This window comes from Caballeronia sp. PC1, assembly GCF_021353155.1.
Taxonomy (GTDB): domain Bacteria; phylum Pseudomonadota; class Gammaproteobacteria; order Burkholderiales; family Burkholderiaceae; genus Caballeronia; species Caballeronia cordobensis.
The window spans coordinates 477879-503561 of sequence record NZ_JAJUBH010000001.1; the positions used below are offsets into that span (position 1 = coordinate 477879).

The 25683-nt window shown below is 64.1% G+C and carries 22 protein-coding genes; 12 read left to right on the forward strand and 10 right to left on the reverse strand.

Features of this window, described 5'->3' with window-relative positions; all coding sequences use genetic code 11:
* Nucleotides 1-162 precede the first annotated feature (162 nt).
* From alaS to LY284_RS02390, 8 genes are all read left to right on the forward strand, one after another.
* Nucleotides 163-2787, forward strand: coding sequence for an alanine--tRNA ligase (alaS, locus tag LY284_RS02355; RefSeq protein ID WP_233384294.1), 2625 nt, complete (start codon nt 163-165; stop codon nt 2785-2787).
* A 154-nt stretch (nt 2788-2941) separates the two neighbouring features.
* Complete coding sequence (locus tag LY284_RS02360) at nt 2942-3187, forward strand: hypothetical protein (RefSeq protein WP_041730535.1); 246 nt, start codon at nt 2942-2944, stop codon at nt 3185-3187.
* A 112-nt stretch (nt 3188-3299) separates the two neighbouring features.
* Nucleotides 3300-4355, forward strand: a complete 1056-nt coding sequence (locus tag LY284_RS02365) for a low specificity L-threonine aldolase (RefSeq protein ID WP_233384296.1) — start codon at nt 3300-3302, stop codon at nt 4353-4355.
* 75 nt (nt 4356-4430) lie between these two features.
* Nucleotides 4431-4865 (forward strand): thioesterase family protein, encoded by a 435-nt coding sequence (locus tag LY284_RS02370; RefSeq protein ID WP_014191888.1) that lies wholly within the window; start codon nt 4431-4433, stop codon nt 4863-4865.
* 70 nt (nt 4866-4935) lie between these two features.
* Nucleotides 4936-5817 (forward strand): branched-chain amino acid ABC transporter permease, encoded by an 882-nt coding sequence (locus tag LY284_RS02375; RefSeq protein ID WP_232355432.1) that lies wholly within the window; start codon nt 4936-4938, stop codon nt 5815-5817.
* Nucleotides 5810-6898: a branched-chain amino acid ABC transporter permease gene (locus LY284_RS02380; protein WP_233384308.1), complete on the forward strand. Its 1089-nt coding sequence runs from the start codon at nt 5810-5812 to the stop codon at nt 6896-6898. Before LY284_RS02375 ends, LY284_RS02380 begins: the two co-directional genes overlap by 8 nt.
* Nucleotides 6895-7635: an ABC transporter ATP-binding protein gene (locus LY284_RS02385; protein WP_233384310.1), complete on the forward strand. Its 741-nt coding sequence runs from the start codon at nt 6895-6897 to the stop codon at nt 7633-7635. The genes LY284_RS02380 and LY284_RS02385 overlap by 4 nt, the downstream gene beginning before the upstream one ends.
* Nucleotides 7632-8324, forward strand: a complete 693-nt coding sequence (locus LY284_RS02390; RefSeq protein WP_233384312.1) for an ABC transporter ATP-binding protein — start codon at nt 7632-7634, stop codon at nt 8322-8324. Before LY284_RS02385 ends, LY284_RS02390 begins: the two co-directional genes overlap by 4 nt.
* Here the strand turns inward: LY284_RS02390 and iolB are convergent.
* The 7 genes from iolB to LY284_RS02425 all read right to left on the reverse strand — a co-directional run bounded on the left by iolB (nt 8321) and on the right by LY284_RS02425 (nt 17671).
* Nucleotides 8321-9136, reverse strand: coding sequence for a 5-deoxy-glucuronate isomerase (iolB, locus tag LY284_RS02395; RefSeq protein ID WP_045450822.1), 816 nt, complete (start codon nt 9134-9136; stop codon nt 8321-8323). The two genes, LY284_RS02390 and iolB, sit on opposite strands and share 4 nt — an antisense overlap.
* Nucleotides 9133-10029 carry a myo-inosose-2 dehydratase gene (gene iolE, locus LY284_RS02400; RefSeq protein ID WP_233384314.1) on the reverse strand — a complete coding sequence of 299 codons (897 nt, stop codon included), beginning with the start codon at nt 10027-10029 and terminating at the stop codon, nt 9133-9135. Before iolE ends, iolB begins: the two co-directional genes overlap by 4 nt.
* A gap of 644 nt (nt 10030-10673) precedes the next feature.
* The gene (iolD, locus tag LY284_RS02405; protein ID WP_233384323.1) at nt 10674-12557 is read right to left on the reverse strand and encodes a 3D-(3,5/4)-trihydroxycyclohexane-1,2-dione acylhydrolase (decyclizing); all 1884 of its coding nucleotides are present in this window, start codon (nt 12555-12557) and stop codon (nt 10674-10676) included.
* A complete protein-coding gene (gene iolC / locus LY284_RS02410; protein WP_233384325.1) occupies nt 12554-14536 on the reverse strand; it encodes a 5-dehydro-2-deoxygluconokinase in 1983 nt (660 codons plus the stop codon). The genes iolD and iolC overlap by 4 nt, the downstream gene beginning before the upstream one ends.
* A gap of 12 nt (nt 14537-14548) precedes the next feature.
* The gene (locus LY284_RS02415; RefSeq protein WP_041730532.1) at nt 14549-15334 is read right to left on the reverse strand and encodes an ATP-binding cassette domain-containing protein; all 786 of its coding nucleotides are present in this window, start codon (nt 15332-15334) and stop codon (nt 14549-14551) included.
* A gap of 11 nt (nt 15335-15345) precedes the next feature.
* Complete coding sequence (locus LY284_RS02420; protein WP_053568491.1) at nt 15346-16497, reverse strand: ABC transporter permease; 1152 nt, start codon at nt 16495-16497, stop codon at nt 15346-15348.
* Between the two features lie 121 nt (nt 16498-16618).
* On the reverse strand, nt 16619-17671 hold the full coding sequence (locus LY284_RS02425) for a sugar ABC transporter substrate-binding protein (RefSeq protein ID WP_014191877.1): 1053 nt from the start codon (nt 17669-17671) through the stop codon (nt 16619-16621).
* A 203-nt stretch (nt 17672-17874) separates the two neighbouring features.
* Here LY284_RS02425 and LY284_RS02430 point away from each other — a divergent pair, with 203 nt between their 5' ends.
* The 3 genes from LY284_RS02430 to LY284_RS02440 are packed head-to-tail and all read left to right on the forward strand — an operon-like array spanning nt 17875 to nt 20760.
* Nucleotides 17875-18753 carry a MurR/RpiR family transcriptional regulator gene (locus LY284_RS02430; RefSeq protein ID WP_053568490.1) on the forward strand — a complete coding sequence of 293 codons (879 nt, stop codon included), beginning with the start codon at nt 17875-17877 and terminating at the stop codon, nt 18751-18753.
* The gene (gene iolG, locus LY284_RS02435) at nt 18743-19747 is read left to right on the forward strand and encodes an inositol 2-dehydrogenase (RefSeq protein WP_233384327.1); all 1005 of its coding nucleotides are present in this window, start codon (nt 18743-18745) and stop codon (nt 19745-19747) included. Before LY284_RS02430 ends, iolG begins: the two co-directional genes overlap by 11 nt.
* The gene (locus tag LY284_RS02440) at nt 19744-20760 is read left to right on the forward strand and encodes a Gfo/Idh/MocA family oxidoreductase (protein WP_233384336.1); all 1017 of its coding nucleotides are present in this window, start codon (nt 19744-19746) and stop codon (nt 20758-20760) included. The genes iolG and LY284_RS02440 overlap by 4 nt, the downstream gene beginning before the upstream one ends.
* A 9-nt stretch (nt 20761-20769) precedes the next feature.
* Here the strand turns inward: LY284_RS02440 and LY284_RS02445 are convergent, their stop codons facing one another.
* Entirely contained in the window at nt 20770-21105 is a 336-nt protein-coding gene (locus LY284_RS02445; RefSeq protein WP_233384344.1) for a helix-turn-helix domain-containing protein, read from the reverse strand.
* Nucleotides 21106-21450: 345 nt separating this feature from the next.
* On the opposite strand from LY284_RS02445, the gene LY284_RS02450 reads away from it, so the two are divergent.
* Nucleotides 21451-21678 (forward strand): sulfurtransferase TusA family protein, encoded by a 228-nt coding sequence (locus LY284_RS02450; RefSeq protein WP_008341954.1) that lies wholly within the window; start codon nt 21451-21453, stop codon nt 21676-21678.
* Nucleotides 21679-21748: 70 nt separating this feature from the next.
* Here the strand turns inward: LY284_RS02450 and galU are convergent, their stop codons facing one another.
* Together galU and LY284_RS02460 are read right to left on the reverse strand one after the other, a co-directional pair.
* On the reverse strand, nt 21749-22630 hold the full coding sequence (gene galU / locus LY284_RS02455; protein ID WP_014191873.1) for a UTP--glucose-1-phosphate uridylyltransferase GalU: 882 nt from the start codon (nt 22628-22630) through the stop codon (nt 21749-21751).
* Nucleotides 22631-22709: 79 nt separating this feature from the next.
* Complete coding sequence (locus LY284_RS02460) at nt 22710-25577, reverse strand: valine--tRNA ligase (protein ID WP_233384373.1); 2868 nt, start codon at nt 25575-25577, stop codon at nt 22710-22712.
* Between the last annotated feature and the right edge of the window lie 106 nt (nt 25578-25683).

Sequence of the window (25683 nt, forward strand, 5' to 3'; positions counted from 1 at the left end):
CCGCCGCGCGCGCGATAGCGGACACCCTGGCGAGCGCGCCCGCCGGACGGGCCGCGCGCGGCGAATCCCGTATAATCGACAATCACCCTTGCCACGCCGGCAGCGCCCGAAAAGCGTTGCCCGCGGGCGCCATCAAAGAACCGAAGACACGCCCCGTACGCTATGAAAGCCGCCGAAATACGCGAGAAATTCCTGAAGTTTTTCGAATCGAAGGGCCATACGATCGTGCGTTCGTCGAGCCTCGTGCCCGGCAACGACCCGACGCTGCTCTTCACCAACTCGGGCATGGTCCAGTTCAAGGACGTGTTCCTGGGCAGCGAATCGCGTCCGTACTCGCGCGCGACCACCGCGCAGCGCAGCGTGCGCGCGGGCGGCAAGCACAACGACCTGGAGAACGTCGGCTACACGGCACGGCATCACACGTTCTTCGAGATGCTCGGCAACTTCTCGTTCGGCGATTACTTCAAGCGCGACGCGATCCACTATTGCTGGGAACTGCTGACGAAGGTCTATCAGCTTCCCGCCGAGAAGCTCACTGTCACGGTCTACCAGGAAGACGACGAAGCCTTCGACATCTGGGCGAAGGAAATCGGCGTGCCGGTCGAGCGCATCATCCGCATCGGCGACAACAAGGGCGCGCGCTACGCATCGGACAACTTCTGGCAGATGGCCGACACCGGCCCGTGCGGCCCGTGCTCCGAAGTGTTCTACGACCACGGCCCGGAAATCTGGGGCGGCCCGCCGGGATCTCCCGAGGAAGACGGCGACCGCTTCATCGAGATCTGGAATCTCGTGTTCATGCAGTTCAACCGCGACGCGCAAGGCAACATGACGCCGCTGCCCAAGCAGTGCGTCGATACCGGCATGGGTCTCGAGCGTCTCGCCGCCGTGCTCCAGCACGTGCATAGCAACTACGAGATCGATCTGTTCCAGACGCTCATCAAGGCGGCCGCACGCGAAACGAACACGCCGGACCTGGAAAACAATTCGCTGAAGGTGATCGCGGATCACATCCGCGCGTGCTCGTTCCTGATCGTCGATGGCGTGATTCCCGGCAACGAAGGCCGCGGCTACGTGCTGCGCCGTATCGTGCGCCGCGCGATCCGCCACGGCTACAAGCTCGGCAAGAAGGGCGCGTTCTTCCACAAGCTCGTGGCCGATCTTGTCGCGGAAATGGGCGCGGCGTACCCGGAACTGGCGGATGCGCAGCAACGCGTGACCGACGTGCTGCGTCAGGAAGAAGAGCGCTTCTTCGAAACGATCGAGCACGGCATGTCGATCCTCGAAGGCGAACTCGCCGATCTCGACAAGAAAGGCGTGAAGCAACTGGACGGCGAACTCGCGTTCAAGCTGCACGACACCTACGGCTTCCCGCTCGATCTGACCGCGGATGTCTGCCGCGAGCGCGGCGTGAGTGTCGACGAACCCGCGTTCGACGACGCCATGGCGCGCCAGCGCGACCAGGCGCGCGCGGCGGGCAAGTTCAAGCTCGCGGCGGGCCTCGACTACTCGGGCGCGAAGTCCACCTTCCACGGCTACGAGAAGGAGATTTTCGACGACGCGAAGATTCTCGCGATTTACGTCGAAGGCGCGTCGGTGCAACAGGCGAAGGACGGCCAGCAAGCCGTCGTCGTGCTCGATCACACGCCGTTCTACGCGGAATCCGGCGGTCAGGTCGGCGATCAGGGCGTGCTCGCGAATGCGAACGTGCGCTTCGCCGTCGCCGATACCCTGAAAGTGCAGGCCGACGTCGTCGGTCATCACGGCACGGTCAAGCAGGGCACGCTCAAGGTCGGCGACGTCGTGAAGGCGGAAATCGACGGTATCCGCCGCGCCCGCACCGCGCGCAATCACTCGGCTACGCACCTGATGCACAAGGCGTTGCGCGAAGTGCTCGGCGGCCACGTGCAGCAGAAAGGCTCGCTCGTCGATGCCGATAAAACCCGCTTCGACTTCGCCCACAACGCGCCGATGACGGACGACGAAATCCGCCGCGTCGAAGCGATCGTGAACAACGAGGTCATCGCGAACGCGCCGGGCGTCGTCCGCGTGATGTCTTACGACGAAGCCGTGAAGGGCGGCGCAATGGCGCTCTTCGGCGAGAAATACGGCGACACTGTGCGCGTGCTCGATCTCGGCTTCTCGCGCGAACTCTGCGGCGGCACGCACGTACAGCGCACGGGCGACATCGGCTTCTTCAAGATCGTGATGGAAGGCGGCGTCGCGGCGGGCATTCGGCGCGTCGAGGCCATCACCGGCGACAACGCCGTGCGCTACGTGCAGGAACTGGATCAGCGCATCAACGCGGCGGCGGGCGTGCTGAAGGCGCAGCCTTCCGAGCTCACGCAGCGCATCGCGCAGGTGCAGGAGCACGTGAAGTCGCTCGAAAAGGAACTCGGCGCGTTGAAGTCGAAGCTCGCCGCGAGCCAGGGCGATGAACTCGTCGCGCAGGCCGTCGATGTGTCGGGCGTGCAGGTGCTCGCCGCGACGCTCGAAGGCGCGGACGTGAAGACGCTGCGCGAAACCGTCGACAAGCTGAAGGACAAGCTGAAGAGCGCGGCCATCGTGCTCGCATCGGTCGAGGGCGGCAAGGTCAGCCTGATCGCGGGCGTGACGCCGGATGCGTCCAAGAAGGTGAAGGCGGGCGAGCTCGTCAACTTCGTCGCGCAGCAGGTCGGCGGCAAGGGCGGCGGCCGTCCCGACATGGCGCAGGCGGGCGGCACCGAGCCGGCGAATCTGCCGGCCGCGCTCGCGGGCGTTCAGGGCTGGGTGCAGCAGCAGCTTTAAGCCATATGCTTTAAGCGCGGTTCGCGTTCCGCGTTTCACGTTCCGTTAAGGCGGCTCGATCTGATGAAGATCGGGCCGTTTTTCATTACGCACTGTCAGGTATGGCGCGTGCGTCTCTCATCGTGACGTTCAATCAACACAAGGGAGACGACTGATGAATCGCACACTCGCATCGATCATTCTGGCTTCGGCGATGCTCGCCGCCACCGGCGCGGCGCAGGCGGAGGGCTGTCTGAAGGGCGCGGCCGTCGGCGGCGTGGCGGGGCACGTCGCGGGCGGCCACGGCACGGCGGGCGCGGTTGGCGGCTGCGCGATCGGCCATCACGAAGCGAACAAGAAGGAAAAGAAGGCGCAGGAAGCCCAGCAGGCCAACGCCGCGAGCGCGCCGAACGCCAAGTGACCGCTCGCCGGCCGGGTGAACCGCTGAGCCGCTAAAATGGCCCGATTGCCGGCGCGCGCGAAGCTTTCCCGCTCGCGCGCGCCGCGTTCGAACCGGCCATCGAAGCGATCCCATGACAGCACCCACGGACCCGACCCAGCATTTCGCCTCCGACAACTACGCAGGCATCTGCCCCGAAGCGCTAGAGGCGCTGATCCAGGCGAATACGAGCGGCCACGAGCCCGCCTACGGCGACGATTCGTGGACGGCGCAAGTCTGCGACCGCATCCGCGATCTCTTTCAGACCGACTGCGAAGTCTTCTTCGTGTTCAACGGCACGGCGGCGAATTCGCTCGCGCTCGCCTCGCTGTGCCAGTCGTATCACTCGGTCATCTGCCACGAGCTCGCGCATATCGAAACCGATGAATGCGGCGGCCCCGAGTTCTTCTCCGGCGGCTCGAAGCTGCTCACGGCGAAGGGCGAGAACGGCAAGCTCACGCCGGATGCCATCGAGGAACTCGTCACCAAGCGCGCGGACATCCACTATCCGAAGCCGAAGGTCGTCGCGCTCACGCAGGCGACCGAAGTCGGCACCGTCTACACCGTCGAGGAGATTCGCGCGATCGCGGCGATCGCGAAGCGCCGGCATCTGAAAGTGCACATGGACGGCGCGCGCTTCGCGAACGCGGTCGCGACGCTTGGCGTGCATCCGTCGGAGATCACGTGGCGCGCCGGCGTGGACGTGCTGTGCTTCGGCGGCACGAAAAACGGCTTGCCGGTCGGCGAGGCGGTCGTGTTTTTCGACCGTTCGCTCGCCGCCGATTTTGCGTATCGGCTGAAGCAGGCGGGACAGCTCGCCTCGAAGATGCGCTTTATCTCCGCGCCGTGGCTGGGCCTTCTCGATGACGACGTCTGGCTGCGCAACGCGCGTCACGCCAACGCGATGGCGCAACTGATGGCCGAGCGGCTCGTCGCCATTCCCGGCGTCAGCCTGCTGTTCAAGCCCGAAGGGAATGCCGTGTTCGCCGAACTGCCGGCGCACGTCGCCGCGGCGCTGCGCGCGAAGGGCTGGCGCTTCTACCAGTTCATCGGCTCGGGCGGCTGCCGTCTGATGTGCGCATGGGACACGCAACGCGAGACCGTCGAGCGCTTCGCCGACGACGTGCGCGCGTTGGCCGCCGCGCGTTGAATCCGGATTGACACCCGCGCCGCAGCGCTCCACCATGCCCGCACCTTCTCCACCGGACTCGCGTCCATCCCGACGATGACCAAGCCGACGCCGACCACGCGCGCGGACTACGCGCACTTTCTGTCGATCAGCACGCGCTGGTCGGATAACGACGTCTACGGGCACATCAACAACGTCGTCTATTACAGCTACTTCGACACGGTCGTGAACGAGTACCTGCTGCGCGCGGGCGTGCTCGATTTCAGCGAGGGCGAGACTATCGGCCTCGTGGTCGAGACGCGCTGCAATTTCTTCGCGCCCGTGGTGTTTCCCGAGCCGATCGAGGCGGGCTTGCGCGTCGAGAAGCTCGGCAACACGAGCGTGCGTTACGAAGTCGGCATCTTCACGCAAGGGTCCGACGAAGCCGCCGCGCAAGGGCATTTCGTGCACGTCTACGTGGATCGCGTCACGCGCAGGCCGGTGCCGCTGCCGGCGCCGCTCGTCGCCGCGCTCAAGCCGCTCGCCAACTGAGGGCTGCGTCTTGCTTCAGTGGTTGGCCGTGAGCCTGCTCAACGGCGTGAGCGTGGGATTGCTGCTCTTCATGCTGTCCGCTGGCCTCACGCTGATCTTCTCGATGCTCGGCGTGCTGAACTTCGCGCACGCCAGCTTCTACATGCTCGGTGCATATGTCGGACAGGCGCTCGCCGCGTATGGCGGCTTCTGGCTCGCGTTGATCGGCGCGCCGCTCGTGGTCGGCGTGGCGGGCGCAGGGTTCGAACGCCTGCTGTTAAGACGCGTGCATGCGCGCGGCGCGCTCGCGGAAATGCTGCTGACCTTCGGCGCGGCCATCGTGATCGGCGAGGGCGTGAAGCTCGTCTGGGGGCTCGGTCCCGTGCCCGCGACGATTCCGCGCGTGCTCGACGGAGCGCTTTTCACGCTCTTCGGCGCGTCGTTCGCGCGCTATCGCGTGTTCATGATGGCGGTCGCCATCGCGATGCTCGCCGCGCTCTGGCTCGTGCTGCGCATCTCGAAGACCGGCCTCGTCGTGCGCGCGGCGCTGACGCATCCCGCTACGGTGGAAACGCTCGGCCACGATGTGCCGCGCGTATTCACGATGGTCTTCGCCGTCGGGGCTGCGCTGGCTGCCGCGGGCGGCGTGATCGGCGCGCCGCTCGCCGTCATCGAGCCCGGAATGGCCGATGCGGTCGGCCCGATCGTGTTCGTCGTCGTGGTGATCGGCGGTCTCGGCTCGCTCTCCGGCGCGCTCGCGGCTTCGCTGCTCGTCGGCTGCGTGCAGACTTTCGCGGTGGGCGCGAGCGCGTCGGCGGGAAGCATGGCCGCGTCGTTCGGCGTGACCTTGCCGGACGCGTGGGCCGGGCTGACCGTCGCGCAACTCGCGCCCGTGCTGCCGTATCTGCTGCTCGTCGCGATGCTCGCGCTGCGCCCGCGCGGACTCTTCGGCGAGCGCACGCGCGATGCGTAAGTTCATCGCGCTCGCGCTCGTGTGTGCGCTCGCGCTTGCGCTGCCGCCGCTCGTCTTCGATCAATCGTGGCTGCTCGCGTATCTCGCGCAAACGGCGACGCTCATCGTCTTCGCGCTCTCGTACAACCTGCTGCTCGGCGAGACGGGCTTGCTGTCGTTCGGGCACGCGGTGTATTCGGGTCTCGGCGCATTCGCCGCCGCGCAGGTGTTCAATCGCTTCGGCGTGCCGTTGCCGCTCTTGCCGGTCATCGGCGGCGTGGCGGCGATGCTCGTTGCCGTCGTCTTAGGCGCGATCTCGACGCAGCGCGCGGGCACGGCCTTCGCGATGATCACGCTCGGCCTGGGCGAGCTCGTCGCCGCGTGCGTGTGGCTCGTGCCGGGCTGGTTCGGCGGCGAGGGCGGCGTGACGATCGATCGCGCGAGCGGGCCGCCGTTCTTCGCGTGGACCTTCGGGCCGCTTGCCGAGGCGTATGCACTGATCGCGTGCTGGTGCGCGATCTCCGCGCTCGCGATGTTCGCGTTCTCGCGCACGCCGATGTGCCGTCTCGCCAACGCCGTGCGCGACAACCCCGCGCGCGCCGCGGCGATCGGCTTCGCGCCGGCGCGCGTGCGTCTTACCATGCTCGTCGTGTCGGCGTTCTTCGCGGGCATCGCGGGTGTGCTGGCGTTGATCAACGTCGAACTGGTGTCGGCGGAAAGCGTCGGCCTCGCGCGATCGACGAGCGTGCTCGTCGCGACGGTGATCGGCGGCGCGGGCGCGTTCCTCGGGCCCGTTGCCGGAGCGGTGCTGCTGACCTTCTTCAGCGTCGCCGTGGCGAGCGTCACCGCCGCCTGGCCGATGTATCTCGGGCTCTTCTTCATGTGGGTGGTCGTCGCCGCGCCCGAGGGTATCGTCGGGCTGTTCAGGCGCGATGCGCGGGGCTTGTGCTTCGGGCTCGTCAGCGCGATCGCGTGGGGCGCGGCGGTGGTGATCGTCGTCGAGTCGCTGTACTCGCGTCGGCAGGATGCGATGTGGCTTTTCGCGTTGCCGTGCGCGCTGCTCGGTGTCTGGCTCGCCCGCCGCACGAGGCCCGCGCGATGAACGCCGCGCTCGACGTGCGTGGCGTCGTCAAGCGTTTCGGTGCGACGCGCGTGTTGCACGGCGTCGATCTGGACGTCGCGGCGGGCGAGCGGCACGCGCTCATCGGGCCGAACGGCGCGGGAAAGTCCACGCTCTTCGATCTGATTTCGGGGCGCGCGCGGCCCGATGCGGGGCGCATCGTCGCGAACGGAATCGACGTGACCCATCAATCGCCGCAGCGGGTCTCGCGAACGCTCGCGCGCAGTTTCCAGACGACCAGCGTGTTCGGCGCGATGTCCGTGCTCGACAACCTTCGTTGCGCGGCGCTCGGCGCGGCGTCCGCGCGCTTCATCGATAAATGGCTGCCATCGAGACATATCGATGAACGCGCGCGCGCGATGCTCGATGCGATCGGCCTGGCGGAACGCGCCAACGAACGCGCCGCGCGGCTCACGTATGCGGAGCAGCGCGCGCTCGATCTGGGCATCGCGCTCGCCACCGACGCGCCCGTCATCCTGCTCGACGAACCGACCGCCGGCATGAATCGCGCGGAAGCCACGCGCGCGCTCGCCCTGATCCGCGCGACGACGCAAGGGCGCACGCTGCTCGTGATCGAGCACGACATGGACGCGGTCTTCGGTCTCGCGGATCGCATCTCGGTGCTGGTGCAAGGGCGCGTGATCGCAACCGGCACGCCCGCCGCGATTCGCGCGAATCCCGACGTGCAGGACGCTTATCTCGGCGGGGCGGCGACATGAGCTTGTGCATCGAGAATTTGCGTGCATGGTACGGCGCGGCGCAAGTGCTGCACGGCGTGAATCTCGTCATCGGCGAAGGGGAAGCGGTGGCGCTCGCCGGCCGTAACGGTTCGGGGCGTTCGACGCTCGCAAAGGCCATCATGGGCCTCGTGCGCAGCGAAGGCGACATGCGTTATCGCGATGTGCGGCTGGTCGGCTTGCGGCCGTACCGGATCGCGCGGCTGGGCATCGGTTATGTGCCCGAAACGCGCGACGTGTTTCCCGCGCTGACAGTGCGCGAGAACCTCTTGCTCGGCGAAACAAAGGGCACGCGGTTCACGCTGCGTGAAGCGTATCGCCTGTTTCCGGCGCTGGAAGCGCGCGCAGCGGTGAAAGCGGGCCTGCTCTCGGGCGGCGAACAGCAGATGCTCGCGCTTGCGCGCACGCTGGCGGGCGATCCGTCGCTCGTGGTCATTGACGAACCCGGCGAAGGGCTCGCGCCGCACGTGCTCGCGCAAGTGGCCGCGTGTCTGAAGGCGCTGCGCGAACGCGGCGTCGCGATGCTGCTGATCGAAGAGCGCCTGACGATCGCGCGCATGCTCGATGCGCGCGTCGCCGTAATGGGGCATGGGGCGATACGGTTCGACGGTCCGATCGAGGCCTTCGCGCGCGACGCGCAGGTCATGCGCGAATGGCTTTCGGTCGGCTAGGACGACGACGCCTTGCTGTCCCGCTCCACGATCCATTCATGCTTCGGATCGTTCTTGAAATGCCACGTGCGCTTGTCGCCCGCCATCACGTTCAGATAGTAGTTGTCGTATCCATACGGCACGACGACCGGATGATAGCCACGCGGCACCATCACGACATCGTGATCTTCGACGGTCATGGTTTCGTCGAGATCGCGTTCATCGGTATAGACGCGCTGAAACGCGAAGCCTTGCGGCGGATTCAATCGATGGTAGTACGTCTCTTCCAGCGCGCTTTCGAGCGGCACGTTGTCCCGATCGTGCTTGTGCGGCGGATAGCTCGATGCATGCCCGCCCGGCGTGCGCACTTCCACCACGAGCAGCGACTCGGCCGCTTCGGTTTGCGGAAGAATGTCGCATACGTAGCGCGTATTGGCGTTGCGGCCGCGCGTGGAGCGCTTCATCTGCGCGGGTTCGATGAGACGGGGCGGGAAGTCGCCCTTCGCGGGCGCGCTCGCTACGGCGATTTCCGCATCGCGCTCGGCGTGCACGATCGCGGCGAGCTTCGGCGGCACGTAGACCGCGTAGGGCGCGGCGTCTTCGAACACGCTGTCGCGCGTGCCGATCGACGGCCAGTGCTCGTCGCCGGCTTCGACGCTCACCGTGCCTGTCAGCACGACGATGCAGCTTTCGCGATCCGCGTCGTAGACATGCACGACATCGCCCGCGTTCAGGCGATACGCCGCGAAGCCGACATGCTTCCAGCCCGCGGAATCGGGTGTGACGCGCGCGATGGTCTGCTCCTCGCGCGATGCTTTCACTAGCAGGCTCATGCTGCCTCCTTGTATGTCTTGTCGACGAGCGCGCGCAAGGTGCGATAGCCCTTGTCCGCATAGGCGTAGCTCGGCGCGATCACTGGGTCCTGTTCCGCTTCCACGACGAGCCAGCCTTCGTAATCGTGCTTCGCGAGACACGCGACGATGCCCGGATAATCGACGGCGCCATCGCCCGGCACGGTGAATGCGCCGTTGATGACCGCATCGAGAAAGCTCCAGTTGCGGTTGCGCGCGAGCTTCACGATCTCCGGGCGCACGTCCTTGCAATGTACGTGGCACACGCGTGCGATGTGCTTTTGCAGCACGGCGAGGGCGTCGCCGCCCGCGAACGTGATGTGACCCGCGTCGAACAGCAGGCCCACGGTATCGTTGGTGAGCGCCATGAGGCGATCGACATCGGCGGGCGTTTCGACATACGCACCCATATGATGATGATAGGCCACGCGCACGCCGCGCGAGAGCGTAAATTCGGCGAAGCGGTTCAGGCGCTCGGCGTATGCCGTCCATTGCGCTTCCGAGAAGAAGCGCGGGCGCTGGTAGAGGGGGCGTGGCGCGCCCTGGATCGAGTTCGCTACTTCGCCGTAGACCATCACCGTTGCGCCGTTTTTTTGCAGCAGGTCGAGGTGTTTGGCGACTGCTTCGATTTCTTCTTCCGCGCTGCGTTCTGCCAGTCTGCCGGAGTACCAGCCGGAGACGAGCGCCAAGTCGTATTCTTGCAGCAGCGTTTTTAGCGCTTGCGGCTCGCGGGGGAATTTGTTGCCTAGCTCGAAACCTTCATAGCCGATTTGTTTGCCTTCGGTTAAGGCGGTGGATAAGGGTGTTTCGCCGCCGAGGGAGGGGAGATCGTCGTTCATCCACGAGAGTGGGTTGATGCCTATGCGGACTTTCATTTTCTTCGGCCTTTGTTGTCGTCGGGGTCGTAGAACTTGCTTTGTTGTCGGTCTATTAGCACTGCCCCTCCCCGGGGCGGGGGTAACTTTCTTTGCTGCTGCAAAGAAAGTCACCAAAGAAAGCAGCTTTGTCACCGCCCGCGGTCACACGCAGTTTGGCCACTTTTCTCCTCCAAGGCGGCACTCGCCTAAAGAGTGCCCCCATAGGCCCAATCGGGCTTGGATCGCGCACGGTCCGTCACGTCGCGCCGCTTAACGAACTGGTACAGCCATCTCAAGCTCCGGCCCGCTTCGCGGCCGACGGGTTAATCGGGTATGCGTGGGTTTCCCCGGCATACCCGACGGCAGCGCGTAGCGCTGTGCCGGTGCTATTTCGTGCTGGGCCAGTGCGCTTCGCGCACTGGCTTGTCAGACCGTGCGCGATCCAAGCCCGATTGGGCCTGTGAGGGCACTCTTTAGGCGAGGGCCGTTCCCGGAGGAGAAGAATGGCCAACGTGCGTGTGACTGCGGGCGGTGAGAAGCTGCTTTCTTTGGTGACTTTCTTTGCAGCAGCAAAGAAAGTTACCCCCGCCCCGGGGAGGGGCAGTGCTAATAAACCGACAAGAAAGCAGGATTCCATAGCAGCCCAAAAAATAAAAAAAACCTCAAACCCCGCGCGCTCGCAAAGCCCTCTCATACGCCTCCCGAGCCCCCACAACATCACTCCGTTCAGAAACCTCAGGAACAGCCACTTCCCACCACCACCCCCCCTCCTCGGTAGGCCGAGCCCCATCGGTATCGATAGCAATCAAATAACTCCGATCCGCCCCCCGCGCCCGCATCATCGCAGCCTGTAATTCATCCAGACTGGAAACATGCTCAGCCAGCGCCCCCAGCGATCTCGCATGCATCGCGAAATCCACCCGCGGCGCGCCCAAAGAACCCTGCTTGCAATCCTCGAGGAGGTTATTGAACGGCGCCCCCCCACAAGCTTGCTGCAAGCGATTAATGCAGCCAAACCCGCGGTTATCGAGCAACACCACGATCACCTTCGCGCCAAGCATCACGGAAGTCGCAAGCTCGCTATTCATCATCAGATAGCTGCCATCGCCGACCATCACGATGACCTCGCGCTCCGGCCGCGCGAGCTTTACGCCGAGTCCGCCCGCGATTTCATAGCCCATGCACGAATAGCCATATTCGACGTGATAGCCGCCCCGCCCGGCAACACGCCACAGCTTCTGCAAGTCGGCGGGCAAGGTGCCGGCCGCGCACACGACGATGTCCTCCCCAGCCGATGAAGCCGAAGACCGTTGCACCGCGCCGATCACATCCGCTTCGCGCGGCAGGACGCCATCGGCGAGCGGCGTATTCGTCACGCGCGCAACCGTCTCGCGCCATTCGTTCGCGAGCCGGTGCGCGCGCGTCGTCCATTGCGGCGAGGCATGCCAGTCGCCGAGCGCCGCCGAGAGCGCTTCCAGCGCGACGCGCACATCCGCTTGCACCGCCATCGCGTTCTGCTTCAGCGCGTCGAACGGATTGGCGTTGATCGCGATAAGCCGCGCCTGCGTGAAAAGCGTGTTCGAGCCGGTCGTGAAGTCCTGCAAACGCGTGCCGAGCGCGAGCACGCAATCGCTCGCATGCGCGAGTTCGTTCGCCTCGGATGAACCCGTTACGCCGATGCCGCCGACGTTCAACGCATCGTCCCATGCGAGCGCGCCTTTGCCCGCCTGCGTTTCCGCAACGGGCACGCCATGCTTGTGCGCGAACGCGCGCATCGCGTCGCTCGCGAGGCTATACAAGACGCCGCCGCCCGACACGATCAACGGCTCACGCGCTTCACGCAAGATCGCGGCGGCCTGCTCGATTTCGCGCGGCACCGGCGCGGGCGCGTGAATCGCCGCGACGCGCGGCTCGAAGAACGAAGCAGGGAAGTCATACGCCATCGCCTGCACGTCTTGCGGCAGCGCGAGCGTGACAGGACCGCACAACGCCGCGTCCGTCAGCACGCGCATGGCGCGCGGCAAGGCGCTCAGCAATTGCGCGGGATGCATGATGCGATCGAAGTAACGCGACACGGCCTTCAACGCATCGTTCGCGGATACGCCGCCATCGTGACCATCCTCGACTTGCTGAAGAACCGGATCGGGCGCGCGCGACACGAAGATATCGCCCGGCAGCAAGAGCACCGGCAAGCGGTTCACATGCGCGAGCGCCGCAGCCGTGACGAGATTGGTCGCGCCCGGACCGATGGACGTCGTCACCGCCATCATGCGGCGGCGCATGTGCGCCTTCGCATACGCGATCGCACTGTGCGCCATGGCCTGCTCGTTGTGCGCGCGATACGTCGGCAATACATCGCGATGCCGGTACAGTGCCTCGCCGATGCCCGCGACATTGCCATGCCCGAAGATCGCGAACACGCCGCCGAAAAGCGGCTCGCCATGCTCCGTGCGTTGTGCCGCGAGATAGCGCACGAGCGCCTGCGCGGCGGTCAGCCGAATGGTCGATTGCACGGCGGTCTCCGTTTGCGTTGCGCGCTGGTTCATGCGGCTTGCTCCTGTGTGACACGCGTTTCATCCGGCGACGAACGCGCGTCGCGCCACGCGCCGATCAACGCTTCGAACGTGCGGCGCACGCGCGTGATGAGTTCCTTGTCGTCGATCTCGTTCGCGAGCCACGCATGACTCGGCTCATGAAAGATCGTGCGCCCGACCGTGAAGCCCTTGCACGTTGTCGATGCCGCCGCAGCCCTGAAGCCATCGCGCAACTGCTCGACGCCCGCGGACAAACCCAGCAACACGACGCCGCGGCAATATGTGTCGCGTTCGGCGATCAGCGCATCGACGGCGTGCCATTGCCGCGCGCTCATCGGTTCGAGCTTCCACCAGTCCGGATAGATGCCGAGGTTGTAAAGACGCTTCAACGCGCGATACACCGTGTCCTCCTCAACGGGCGGACCGTTCTTCGGCGCGATCACTTCGAGCAGCAGTTCATGGCCGCTTTCCTGCACGGCGTCGTACAGTGCGCGCAACTGTGCTTCCTGTTCGAGGCGCACGTCATGCGGATGATCGGGGTGATACTGCACGAGACACTTCACGACCTGTTCGCGCGGCCATTGCACGAGCGTCGTGCCGACCGAGCGGCCATGATCGAACACGAGCGGCATCGAGCCCGGCAGTTCGACCGGACGTCCGATCCACCAGCCGCGTCCCGTTGCGGCGTTCAGTGCGTCCTGGCCGTAGCGATCGTCGATCAGCACGCCGATACGCCCTTCGAGCCCGCGCTCCTTCTCCGTCTGCGCCACGGCTTCGACGAACAGATTCTTGAGCGTGGCGATGCGCGTGTCGCTCGCGCCCGTCTGCTGCGCGAGTTCGAAGAACTGATTGCGATGATCGAATGCGAAGCCGAGCACTTCATCCCATTGCCGGCGCTTCGGACTCACGCGATGCAGCCGCGCGAGCGTCGTGTCGCGGTCGGGACGGCGCATGCGTATAGGGTCTTCTTTCGCGGCCTGAAGGAAGTAATCGAGTTCGGCGGGCGTGGGCATCGCGGGCGCGCAGCCGTGACGCGACACGACGAGCGCGCCGCACGCATTGGCCGCGCGCGCGCACGCTTCGAGCGGCGCATCGCGCAGCCATCCGGAGAGAAAGCCCGATGCGAACGCATCGCCCGCGCCGAGCACGTTGAGCACTTCGACTTCGACGCCGCCGTGGATCGGCGCATCGTCGATGGAGGCGGGCACACCGCCCTCGATGATCGAGCAGCCGAGCGGCCCGCGCTTCACGATGAGCGTCGCGCCCGTGACCTTGCGGACCATCGCGAGCGCATCGGCGAGCCGGTCCTTGCCGCCCGCGATGCGAAACTCTTCTTCCGTGCCAATGACGAGATCCATCAGCGGCAGAATGCGTTGCAAATGCGCGGTCACGCCTTCGTTCGCGACGAAGCGCGTTTCGCCATCGGCCTTGCCGGTGAGCCCCCACAGCACCGGCCGATAGTCGATGTCGAGAATCGTGCGCACGTCGTTGCGTCGCGCGTATTCCAGCGCGCGGCGGCTCGTGCGGTTCACCTTTTCCGTCGAGAAATGCGTGCCGGTGATGAGCAAGGCCTTCGACGACGCGATATACGTTTCGTCGAAATCGCTTTCATCGACGGCCATGTCCGCGCAGTTCTCGCGATAGAACACGAGCGGAAACGTGTCGCGATCTTCGAGCCCGAGCAGCACGAGCCCCGTGAGCCGGTCGCGATCGATGCGCAGATGGCTCGTGTCGCAGCCTTCGCGTTCGAGCGTCTCCGTGAGAAAGCGTCCCATGTGATCGTTGCCGACGCGCGCGAGCATCGATGCGTTCAGCCCGAGGCGCGCGCATCCGAACGCGATGTTCGCTGACGAGCCGCCGAGATACTTGGCGAACGTCGATACGTCTTCGAGCCGCGCGCCGACCTGCTGCGCATATAGATCGACGGCGATGCGCCCGAGACAGACGATGTCGCGCGCGCGATCGGGAGCAAAACGGGAAGTGATTGGCATGCTGGATAGTCCTCAGATCGTCGCGCCTTCGAGTTCGCTCATCATCTGCTGCATCTCCGCGCCGCCCGCCATCATGTCGAGCACCTCGTTCTTGCTGATGGTGTCTTTCGTGAACGTGCCCATCGAACGGCCGCGATTGAGCAGCGTGAACGAATCGCCGATGGGGTAGGCATGATGGACGTTGTGCGTGATGAAGATCACCGAGATGCCTTTTTCGCGCGCCTTGTGAATGAGCTTCAGCACGTTGAAGCTCTGCTTCACGCCGAGCGCGGCGGTTGGTTCATCGAGAATCAGCACGCGCGCGCCGAAGTGGATCGCACGCGCGATGGCGAGACACTGCTTCTCGCCGCCGGACATCGTGCCGATCGGCTGATGCGGATCGCGCACGTTGATGCCCATTTCCGCGAGCTTCGCGCGCGAGGTCTCGGCGGCGAGATCGAGATCCATCACGCTGATGCCGAAGCGCTTTTTCTGCGGCTCGCGGCCCATGAAGAAATTGCGGGCGACGGAAAGCAGCGGCACGAGCGCGAGATCCTGATACACGGTCGCGATGCCGAGATCGAGCGCTTCCTTCGGCGAATCGAAATGCACGGGCGCGCCATCGACGAGATAGTCGCCGGAAGAGGGCTGGTGCACGCCCGCCAGCGTCTTGATGAGCGTGGACTTGCCCGCGCCGTTATCGCCGAGCAGGCAATGCACTTCGCCGCGCTTCAGGCGCAGGGTGACGCCGTTCAGCGCAATCACCTTGCCGAAGTACTTGCTGACGTTTTCGAGCGCGAGGATGTTGTCGTCGTTCATGTCGTTTCTCCTCATTGCGCCTGCGAAACGCGGCGGCGCACGTAGTGATTGAAGAGCACGGCGATCAGCAGCATCACGCCGAGGAACACGCGGAACCAGTCCGAGCTGACGTTGGTGTAGGTGATGCCGATCTGCACGACGCCGAAGATCAGCGCGCCGAAGCATGCGCCGACCACCGATCCATAACCGCCCGTGAGCAAGGTGCCGCCGATGACCGCCGCGATGATCGCCTCGAATTCCTTCTGCAGGCCGCGGTCGGCCGCCGCGGAACCGATATCGCACACTTGCAGCACGGCGAACAGGCACGAGCAGAACGCGGTCAGCACGAAGAGCGAAATCTTCACGCGCTTCACCGGCACGCCGACGTTCTTCGCGGCATTCGCATCGCCGCCGACGGCGAGAATCCAGTTGCCGTAGCGCGTCTTCGCGAGCACGAACGCGCAGATCGCCGCCAGCACGATCCACCAGATGATGACCTTCGGAATGCCCGGCACGAGCGGCTCGCCGCTGTCGAGCAATTTGCCGACGCCCATGTGCGCGAGCCACGTGAACACGCCATGAAACGCGACGCCATGAAAGAGCGTGTTGGCGATCGCATCGTTCTGCGCGAGATCGCCGACGCCGGAAATGATCGTGCGGTCGGCGAACATGATCGACAACGCGAGCGTCAGTCCGCGCAGAATGAAGAGAAACGCGAGCGTGACGATGAACGAGGGCAGGCGCGTCTTCATCACGAGATAGCCGTTCAGCGCGCCGAGCAGCATCGACATGACGAAGGCGAAGAGAATCGATACGGAGATCGGCCAATGGAAGTAGACCGACGGCAGCGCGACCATCATGCCGGCGAAACCGATCATCGAGCCGATCGACAAGTCGAACTCGCCCGCGATCATCAGGAGGCACGCGCCGACCGCGAGCAGGCCGAGATAGGCGGCCACTTGCGACCAGTTCATCACGCCGTCGAGATTGAACATGCCCGACGATCCGGCGGCGAAGCCGAACACGAGAAACACGAGCACGGTGCCGGAAATCGCCGCGAATTCCGGCCGGTTCAGCAAATGGCCAAACCACGATTGCCGCCGCACGCGCTCGTCGGAAGGCTTGACCGCATCGGTGGTTTCAGCGTTCGCGTGTGGCGGATAGTGCTTTCCGGCTACGCCCATGATGTCTCCTTGATACGTACGTGCAGGTGCCTGCCGCGTCCGCGAACGGACGCAGACGTGCATAGAGAGCGATACGTCTTTGATGAAAGCGGGCGGCGTCAGCAACACCGCCCGAAGTTGATCAACGATATTGGCCCGCGTACTTCACGACCTTGTCGAGGTTTTCCTTGGTGATGAAGCCCGGCCCCGAGCGGATGTTCTTCGGACCGTACGACGGCTGCAATCCGTAGGTGTCGAGGCGCGCCTTGAACTTCGGATTCGCTTCGAGAATCTGACGGATCTTCGCCGGATCGGTGGTGTGCTCCTTCTTCGCGATCGCGAGCACCGCCACCGGGATATAGCCTTGCAGATACGGCTGCTGATCGATGGCGAACTTGATCGTGCCGTCCTTGATCGCCTTGGCGATGTCATCGGAGAAGTCGAAGGTCACGAAATAGACCTTGTTTTGCAGGCCCATTTGCACCACGGCCTTGAGCGTCGCCGAAGCGGGCGTGGGTCCGAGCGTGAGGATCGCCTGCGTGTCCGGATGGTTGCGCAGATACGCCGACACCTTCGACTGGATCTCGGTCGGGTCCTGTCCCGAATCGAGCGTCGAGGCTTTGTAGTCGATGCCGAGCGCATCCGCGAAGCCCTTGCATCGATCGAACGACACCGTGTTCGTCGCGATGTGGTTCACGCACAGGAACGACTTCACGCCCGCGGCTTTCGCCTTCTCGCCGGCCGCCTTGCCCGCGACATATTCCGGCTGCCCAACGTGCATGATCGCGCCGAGCTGCGCGCTTTGTTCTTCGGTGCCCGAGTTGATCGTCACGAGCGGAATCTTCTTCGCGGTCACTTTGTTGATCGCGCTCTTCAGCACGTCGAAGTCCGCAATGGTGGTGATGACGCCGTCGTAATTGCGCGCGGCCGCCTGCTCGATCAGGCGCGACATGTCCGCGATATCGCCGTTCGGCGGATTGCGGTAATCGGTTTGCACGTTGAAGTCTTCGTCGGCCTGCTTGATCGCGTTCTTGATGGTGTTCCACCACGAATCGGAGTCCGGCGCGTGGCTGATCAGCACGAACTTCGCGTCGGGCGCCGCGTGAGCGGGACTCGCCGCCATCATCGCCGCGCTGCAGAACGCAGCAGCAGCCACCAGCGCGCGTAGCGCGGCCCGACCGTTGCAAAGGGTCATTGTCTCCACCTATCTCGGTTGTTGTTTGGTGTGATGTTCCCGCGAGCCGCAGCGTCGTGCTCCGTGCTCACGACCAAGAGTAGGTCAGTTTTCGGTGCTCTGCAATAGAAATTTCATGTGTGCGACAAATGGAAAATACATTCCAATTTGCTTGCCGCCTTCCTATAATCGGTTGCACGACGAACATCGAACAAGAGCCTGTGATGGATGAAGCCAGCACCGACGTGCAGAGCGTCGACGAACTGATGCAGCGGATCACCGATGCATACGATTCCTTGCCGCGCCAGTTGAAGAGCGTGGCGACCTATATCGAGCAGCACCGCCCAAGCGTGATGATGGACCGCACGAGCGATATCGCGAGCGCGTGCGGCGTGCATGCGTCGGCGGTCGTGCGCTTTGCGCAGCGCTTCGGGTTTTCCGGCTTCTCCGACCTTCAGGCCGTGTTCCGGCAGGCGTACGCGGGCGGCGGCGGCTCGCAGCAGAGCTATCAGCAGCGCATACGCAAGCTCATCGACGAAAAAGCGGGCGAGGCCTCGGGCGTGTCGGTGGCGCGCGAGTTCATCGCGGCGAGCCGCACGGGTCTCGACGAACTCGCCGCCGGTCTCGACGACGCACAGTTCGAAGCCGCCGTCGACATGCTGTCGCAGGCGGAAAACATCTACGTGATCGGCGTGCGGCGCTCGTTCGCGGTGGCGAGCTACATCGTCTATGCCTTGCAGCACACGAAAAAGCGCGTGCATCTGATTTCGGGCTTCGGCGGCATGTTCCGCGAGCAGGTCCGCAGCGTGAAGAAGGGGGACGTGGTGGTCGCGATCAGCTTCGCGCCCTACGGCAAGGAAACGCAATATTGCGTGCGCGCGGCGCAGCATCAGGGCGCGGCGACCCTCGTCATCACCGACAGCCAGCTTTCGCCGCTCGCGCGCCACGCGAGCGCGAGCCTGCTCGTGAAGGAGGGCAGCGCGTTCGCCTTCCGTTCGCTCACGAGCACCATTTGCCTGTGCCAGGCGCTGTTCATTGCGCTCGCGTACCGGCTCGAATTGAACGTCGAGGAATCCAGGGAGACAGGTGGCTATGACGATTGATGTGGCGGTGTTCGGCGCGGGGCGCATCGGCAAGATTCACGCGGCCAATCTCGCGCGGCAGCCGGGCGTGCGGCTTCGTTATGTTGTCGATGTGAATCGCGATGCGGCGGCTGCTTTGGCTTCGCTTTACGATGCAAAGGTCGCCGACGTCGATGTCGCGATGGGCGATGCGTCCATCGGCGCGACGGTCGTGTGTTCGAGCACGGATACGCATGCCGATCTGATTCAGGCGTCGGCGGCGCAGGGCAAGCACGTGTTCTGCGAGAAGCCCGTGGATCTGACGATCGAGCGCGCCCGCGCGTGCGCCGATGCAGTGGCGAAGGCGGGCGTCGTCTGCATGATCGGCTTTCAGCGGCGTTTCGATCCGACCTTTGCCGCGTTGAAGGCGCGCATCGATGCGGGCGAGATCGGCGATCCGGAAATGCTGATCGTCACGAGCCGCGATCCGGGCGCGCCGCCGGTCGAGTACATCAGGCACTCGGGCGGCATCTTCAAGGACATGCTGATCCACGACTTCGACATCTTCCGCTGGATTCTCGACGACGAAGCCGAGACGCTGCACGCGACGGGCAGTTGCCTCGCCGATCCGGCGATCGCCGAGGCGGGCGACATCGATTCGACCGCGGTGACGATCCGCACGAAGCGCGGGCGGCTGTGCCAGATCAACACGGCGCGGCGCGCGGCGTATGGCTACGATCAGCGCTTCGAGCTGCTCGGCAGTCGCGGCATGCTGCAGGCGGGCAACGTGCGGCCGACGGAAGTCACGTCGTACACGAAGACGGCCGTGTCGAGCGACGTGCCCGAGGCGTTCTTTCTCGAGCGCTATCGTGCGGCGTACGCGGCGGAAATTGCGCATTTCTTCGATGCAGTCACCAACGGCAAGCCGGTGCGCACGACGGTCGCGGATGGCCTGAATGCGCTGGAACTTGCCGAAGCCGCGAGTGTGTCGTGGCGCGAGAAACGCATTGTGAATCTCGCGGAGCACGTCGCATGAAAACGGTGCGCGTGGGTATTGCCGGATTGGGGCGGCTCGGGCGGCGCCATGCCGCGAATCTCGCGTGGCATGTGCCGGGCGCTGCGCTCGTCGCGGCGTGCAGTCCGGTTCAGGAAGAGCGCGAGTGGGCGTCGTCGAGCCTGCCCGAACTGACGCTTCATGCCGACTACGATGCCATGCTCGCCGATGCGTCGATCGATGCCGTTTGGCTCGTCACGCCGACATCGCTGCACGCGCGGCAGATCATCGCCGCGTTGCGCGCGGGCAAGCACGTGTTCTGCGAGAAGCCGCTGTCGCTCGATCTCGCCGAATGCGACGCCGTGATCGAGGAGGCCGCGCGTCATCCGCATCTGCACGTGATGATCGGCTTCGTGCGACGCTTCGATGCGAGCTATCGCGATGCCTTCGATAGCATTGCGAACGGCGTCATCGGCAGGCCGTTCATGGTGCGCTCGCAGACCTGCGACAAGAACGATCCCGATGGCTTTTTCGTGCGTTTCGCGCCGACATCGGGCGGGCTTTTTCTGGATTGCAGCGTGCACGACATCGATCTCGCGCGCTGGCTGCTCGGCAATCCGAAGCCGAAGCGCGTGTACGCGAGCGGGACGATCGCGATCCACGAAGGCCTGCGTGCGTGCGGAGACATCGATAACGGCGTGGGCACCATCGAGTTCGACGACGGGCGGCTCGCGGTGCTCTACGCATCGCGCACCATGGCGCACGGTCACGACACGCAGACGGAAGTGATCGGCACGGCGGGCGCGGTGTCGGTGGGGCGCAATCCGCGTGCGAACCGCGTCGAGATCGCGGATGCGGGCGGCATGCGCAACGCGTGCACGCCGACGTTCTTTGAGCGTTTCGAAGATGCGTTCTTGCGCGAGGCGCAGGCGTTCGTGGCGTTGCTGGCGGAAGGCAGGCCGACGGGGCTGACGCTCGACGATGCGCGGGAAGCGACGCGCATCGGCATCGCGATGCGGCAGGCGTATGAGAGAGGGGAGGCGGTGGAATTGTGAACGCGGTCGTCAGCCGATGACGAGCTTCACCGGCTTGCCTACGCGAGCAAGCATTTCGACCAGCGTATCGATCGTGAACTTGCTTGTCTTCTTGTTCACGACATCCGAAACGCGAGGCCGTGTGACGTGGAGGATCTCGGCCGCTTCGGATTGCTTGAGATGATGTGCGGCAATCCAGGTCGCGAGTTCTTCCATGAGTTGTTCCTTCAGTGCCAGCGTCTGGTTGATCAGCGCTTGCGACTCGGTTTGATATCGGCGCGCTTCCTCTGGCGAAAAACCGAGTTCGGCAAACAGATTCGCTCCGGGTTTCGTCACATGCCGAACGTGCGTATCGACCTTGCTCATGTTCGTTCCTTTCTGTCTCGGACGATCGCGCGGTAGCGGAGTCTCGCGGACCCCGGAACCTACGTCGTTGTAAGGCTTCCAGTCTTCCGGATCGAGTCCGGCCCGAAGGCGGCCGGGCTGAAAGCCCGCTTCGCGCCGCGCAATCGATGGGAATTCGCAGACGAACGCTATCCTCAATGTCATGACGCATGAACTAGAGGTTTCTCAACTTGGAGGATGGCGCGCGCATCGGCATCGCGATGCGGCAGGCGTATGAGACTGCGCAGCCGGTGAACTTATGACCGCTGCGTTAAAATCGAACCTCACGACCGCTCATCCCACAGGCAAAGGAAAGGTTCAATCGCGATGGAAGTTCACAAGGAAGTCGACGCGCGCGGGCTCAATTGCCCGTTGCCGATTCTGCGGGCGAAGAAGGCGCTCGCGGACATGACGAGCGGCCAGATTCTGAAGGTTCTCGCCACGGACCCGGGTTCGCAGCGCGATTTCGCGGCGTTCGCCAAGCAGACCGGCAACGAGATCGTCGAATCGACGGCGCAGGACAAGACGTTCATCTTTCTGATGCGGCGTCGTTGAAACCGCGAAGTAGCGCGCAGAAACAAAAAACCCGTCACGCGTGACGGGTTTTTAACGCGAAAGCGAAAAATCAGCCTTCGAGAATCGGCGCGCGATTGCGCAGATATTCCTCGAATTCCTGCTTCACTTCCGGGTGGCGCAGCGCGAATTCCACCGTCGCCTTCAGATAGCCCAGCTTGCTGCCGCAGTCAAAACGCGTGCCGTGATACTTGTACGCGAGCACTTGCTCGTCCGACAGCAGCGATTGAATCGCGTCCGTCAGTTGCAGTTCGCCGCCCGCGCCCGGCTTCAGCGCGCGGATGTGATCGAAAACGCGCGGCTTCAGCACGTAACGGCCCACCACGCCCAGGTTCGACGGCGCGACCGCCGGTTCCGGCTTCTCGACAATGCCCGACAGCTTGAAGATGTTGTCCTCCCATTCCTTGCCGTCGATGATGCCGTACGACTTCGAATCCTGCTGCGGGATCTCTTCGACGCCGATGACCGAGCTGTGATAGTGGTCGAAGACTTCGATCATCTGCGACATCACGGGCGGCTTGCCGTACAGCAGGTCGTCCGCGAGGATCACGGCGAACGGGTTGTCGCCGACGAGCTTTTCCGCGCACAGCACGGCGTGGCCGAGACCGAGCGCTTCGGCCTGACGCACATAGAAACAGTCGACATGGCTGGGCTTGATGCTGCGCACGAGTTCGAGCAGCTTGTCCTTGCCGCGTGCTTCGAGCTCCGCTTCGATTTCATAGGACTTGTCGAAATGGTCTTCGATGGCACGCTTGCTGCGGCCGGTGACGAAGATCATTTCGGTAATGCCGGCCGCCATTGCTTCTTCGACCGCATACTGAATCAGCGGCTTGTCCACGACTGGCAGCATTTCCTTCGGGCTGGCCTTGGTCGCGGGAAGAAACCGCGTGCCCAGACCTGCGACGGGGAAAACCGCTTTGGTAACTTTTAGCATGTGATGACCCTGATCCTCTTAAATCATTTAGAACGTCGAGACAACCGGAGCGGATCGGCTAGCGATTCGAACCTCCAATTCAGACAGGCAGACGCAATAATTGCGCCTGGAGCTTCTCGATAGTGGTTCCATATTCTGCCAGCCTTTTGCGCTCCTGTTCAACGACAGCGGCCGGCGCTTTTGCAACAAAGCTTTCATTACCGAGCTTGGCGTTACATTTTCCAATCTCGGCGTTCAGACGCTCCACTTCCTTCGTCAGACGCTCGCGTTCCGCCGCGACATCGATCTCGACTTTCAACACCAGCTTGCTGCTTCCGACGATCGCCACGGGCGCGCCGTGGGCTTCCTTGTCGAGAGCGGCTTCGTCGTCGATGATCTTCACTTCGGACAGGCGCGCGAGCGCGGCGACATACGGAGCGAATGTGGTGAGGCGCGCCGCGTCGCCGTGCGCGAGCAGCGGCACCTTCACCGCGGGCGACAGATTCATTTCGCCGCGCAGATTACGACATGCATCGATGACAGTCTTCAGTTCGGCGGCCCACTGTTCGGCAGATTCGTCGATCTTTTTCTGCTCGGCGCGCGGATAAGCCTGCGTCATGATCGACGCTTCGCCCTCCTTGGCGCCCTGCGGGAAGGCGTCGGTCAACGGCGCGACCTTCTGCCACAACGCTTCCGTGATGAACGGAATGATCGGGTGCGCAAGACGCAGCACCGTTTCGAGCACGCGCAGGAGCGTGCGGCGCGTCGCGGTCTGCTGTTCCGGCGCGCCGGTCTGAATCTGCACCTTCGCGAGTTCGAGATACCAGTCGCAGTATTCGTCCCACACGAATTTGTAAATCGCGCTCGCGACGTTGTCGAATCGATAGTCCGCGAAGCCTTTCTCGACTTCCGCCTCCGTGCGCTGAAGCAGCGACACGATCCAGCGGTCCGCCTGCGAAAAGTCCGTGTAGCCGCCGGGACCGCAATCGCCCGGCTTGCACGCGCCCGGATTCGCGAAGCCGCAATCGTGGCCTTCGCAATTCATCAGCACGAAACGCGTGGCGTTCCAGAGCTTGTTGCAGAAGTTGCGATAACCCTCGCAACGCGCGAGATCGAAGTTGACGTTGCGGCCGAGCGTGGCCATCGAGGCCATCGTGAAGCGCAGCGCATCCGTGCCGAACGCCGGAATGCCGTCGGGGAACTCCTTGCGCGTCTTCTTTTCGATCTGCGCGGCGGCCTTCGGATTCATGAGGCCCGTCGTGCGCTTCGCGACGAGCGCTTCGAGATCGATGCCATCGACGATATCGATCGGGTCGAGCGTGTTGCCCTTGCTCTTCGACATCTTCTGGCCTTCGGCGTCGCGCACGAGGCCGTGCACGTAAACGGTGTCGAAGGGCACCTTGCCGGTGAAATGCGTGGTCATCATCACCATTCTGGCGACCCAGAAGAAGATGATGTCGAAGCCCGTCACCAGCACCGACGACGGCAGGAACGCCTTAAGTTCCTTCGTCTCGTTCGGCCAGCCGAGCGAGGAGAAGGGCACGAGCGCGGACGAGAACCACGTGTCGAGCACGTCTTCATCGCGCTTCAATGCGCCCGTGTAGCCTTGCGCGTCGGCATCCGCGCGCGCTTCTTCCTCGGTCTTCGCGACAAAGATCTCGCCGTTCTCGCCGTACCACGCGGGAATCTGATGGCCCCACCAGAGCTGGCGCGAGATGCACCAGTCCTGGATGTTCTCGAGCCACTGATAGTACGTGGTCGTCCAGTTCTCCGGCACGAACTTGATCTGGCCGCTCTTCACGACGTCGAGCGAGGTTTCCGTGATCGACTTGCCCGGATTGAACGTGCCCTCGGGCGCGGCCTTGCTCATCGCGACGAACCACTGGTCGGTGAGCATCGGCTCGATGACCACGTTGGTGCGATCGCCGCGCGGCACCATCAGCTTGTGCGGCTTCACGGAGTCGAGCAGGCCGAGCGCTTCGAGATCCTGCACGACGACCTTGCGCGCTTCGAAGCGATCCATGCCGCGATACTTCGCCGGCGCGTTGTCGTTGATCTTCGCGTCGAGCGTGAGGATCTCGATCTGCGGCAGCTTGTGGCGCTGGCCGACGGCATAGTCGTTGAAGTCGTGCGCGGGCGTGACCTTGACGACGCCCGTGCCGAATTCGCGATCGACGTATTCGTCGGCGATGACCGGGATTTCGCGATCGCACAGCGGCAGCACCACCGTCTTGCCGATCAGATGCCGGTAACGCTCGTCTTCCGGATGCACCATCACGGCGACATCCCCGAGCATGGTTTCGGGGCGCGTGGTCGCCACGGTGAGATGTCCCGAGCCGTCCGGCAGCGGATACTGGATGTGCCACAGGCTGCCGTTCTCTTCCTCGCTCACGACTTCGAGATCGGACACCGCCGTGCCCAGCACCGGGTCCCAGTTCACGAGGCGCTTGCCGCGATAGATGAGCCCTTGCTTATAGAGCGTGACGAAGACATCGCGCACGGCGGCCGACATCTTGTCGTCCATCGTGAAGTATTCGCGCGACCAGTCGATCGATGCGCCCAGGCGGCGCACCTGATTCGTGATGGTCGAGCCGGACTGCTGCTTCCACGCCCACACGCGCTTGAGGAATTCCTCGCGGCCGAGATCGTGACGCGAGACGCCTTGCGCATCGAGCTGTCGTTCGACGACGATCTGCGTTGCGATGCCCGCGTGGTCCGTGCCCGGCACCCACAGCGTGTTCTCGCCGAGCATGCGGTGATAGCGCGTGAGGCCATCCATGATGGTCTGATTGAACGCGTGCCCCATGTGCAGCGTGCCGGTGACGTTCGGCGGCGGCAACTGGATGGAGAAATTCTTCGCGCCTTCCTGGAATGTCGGCGCGGCGTAACCGCGCTTTTCCCATTCCGGGCCCCATTGGGACTCGATATTTTGAGGCTCGAAGCTCTTGGCAAGCGTGTTGTCGCTCATTGTGAAATCTGCCGAAAAAAGCGTGAAAAAATGCGAGGGAATCTCCAATTATAAGGTTCCCACACGACGGACCGCCGTTTTCGGCCCCCGGTCGAAGGGGATGGGC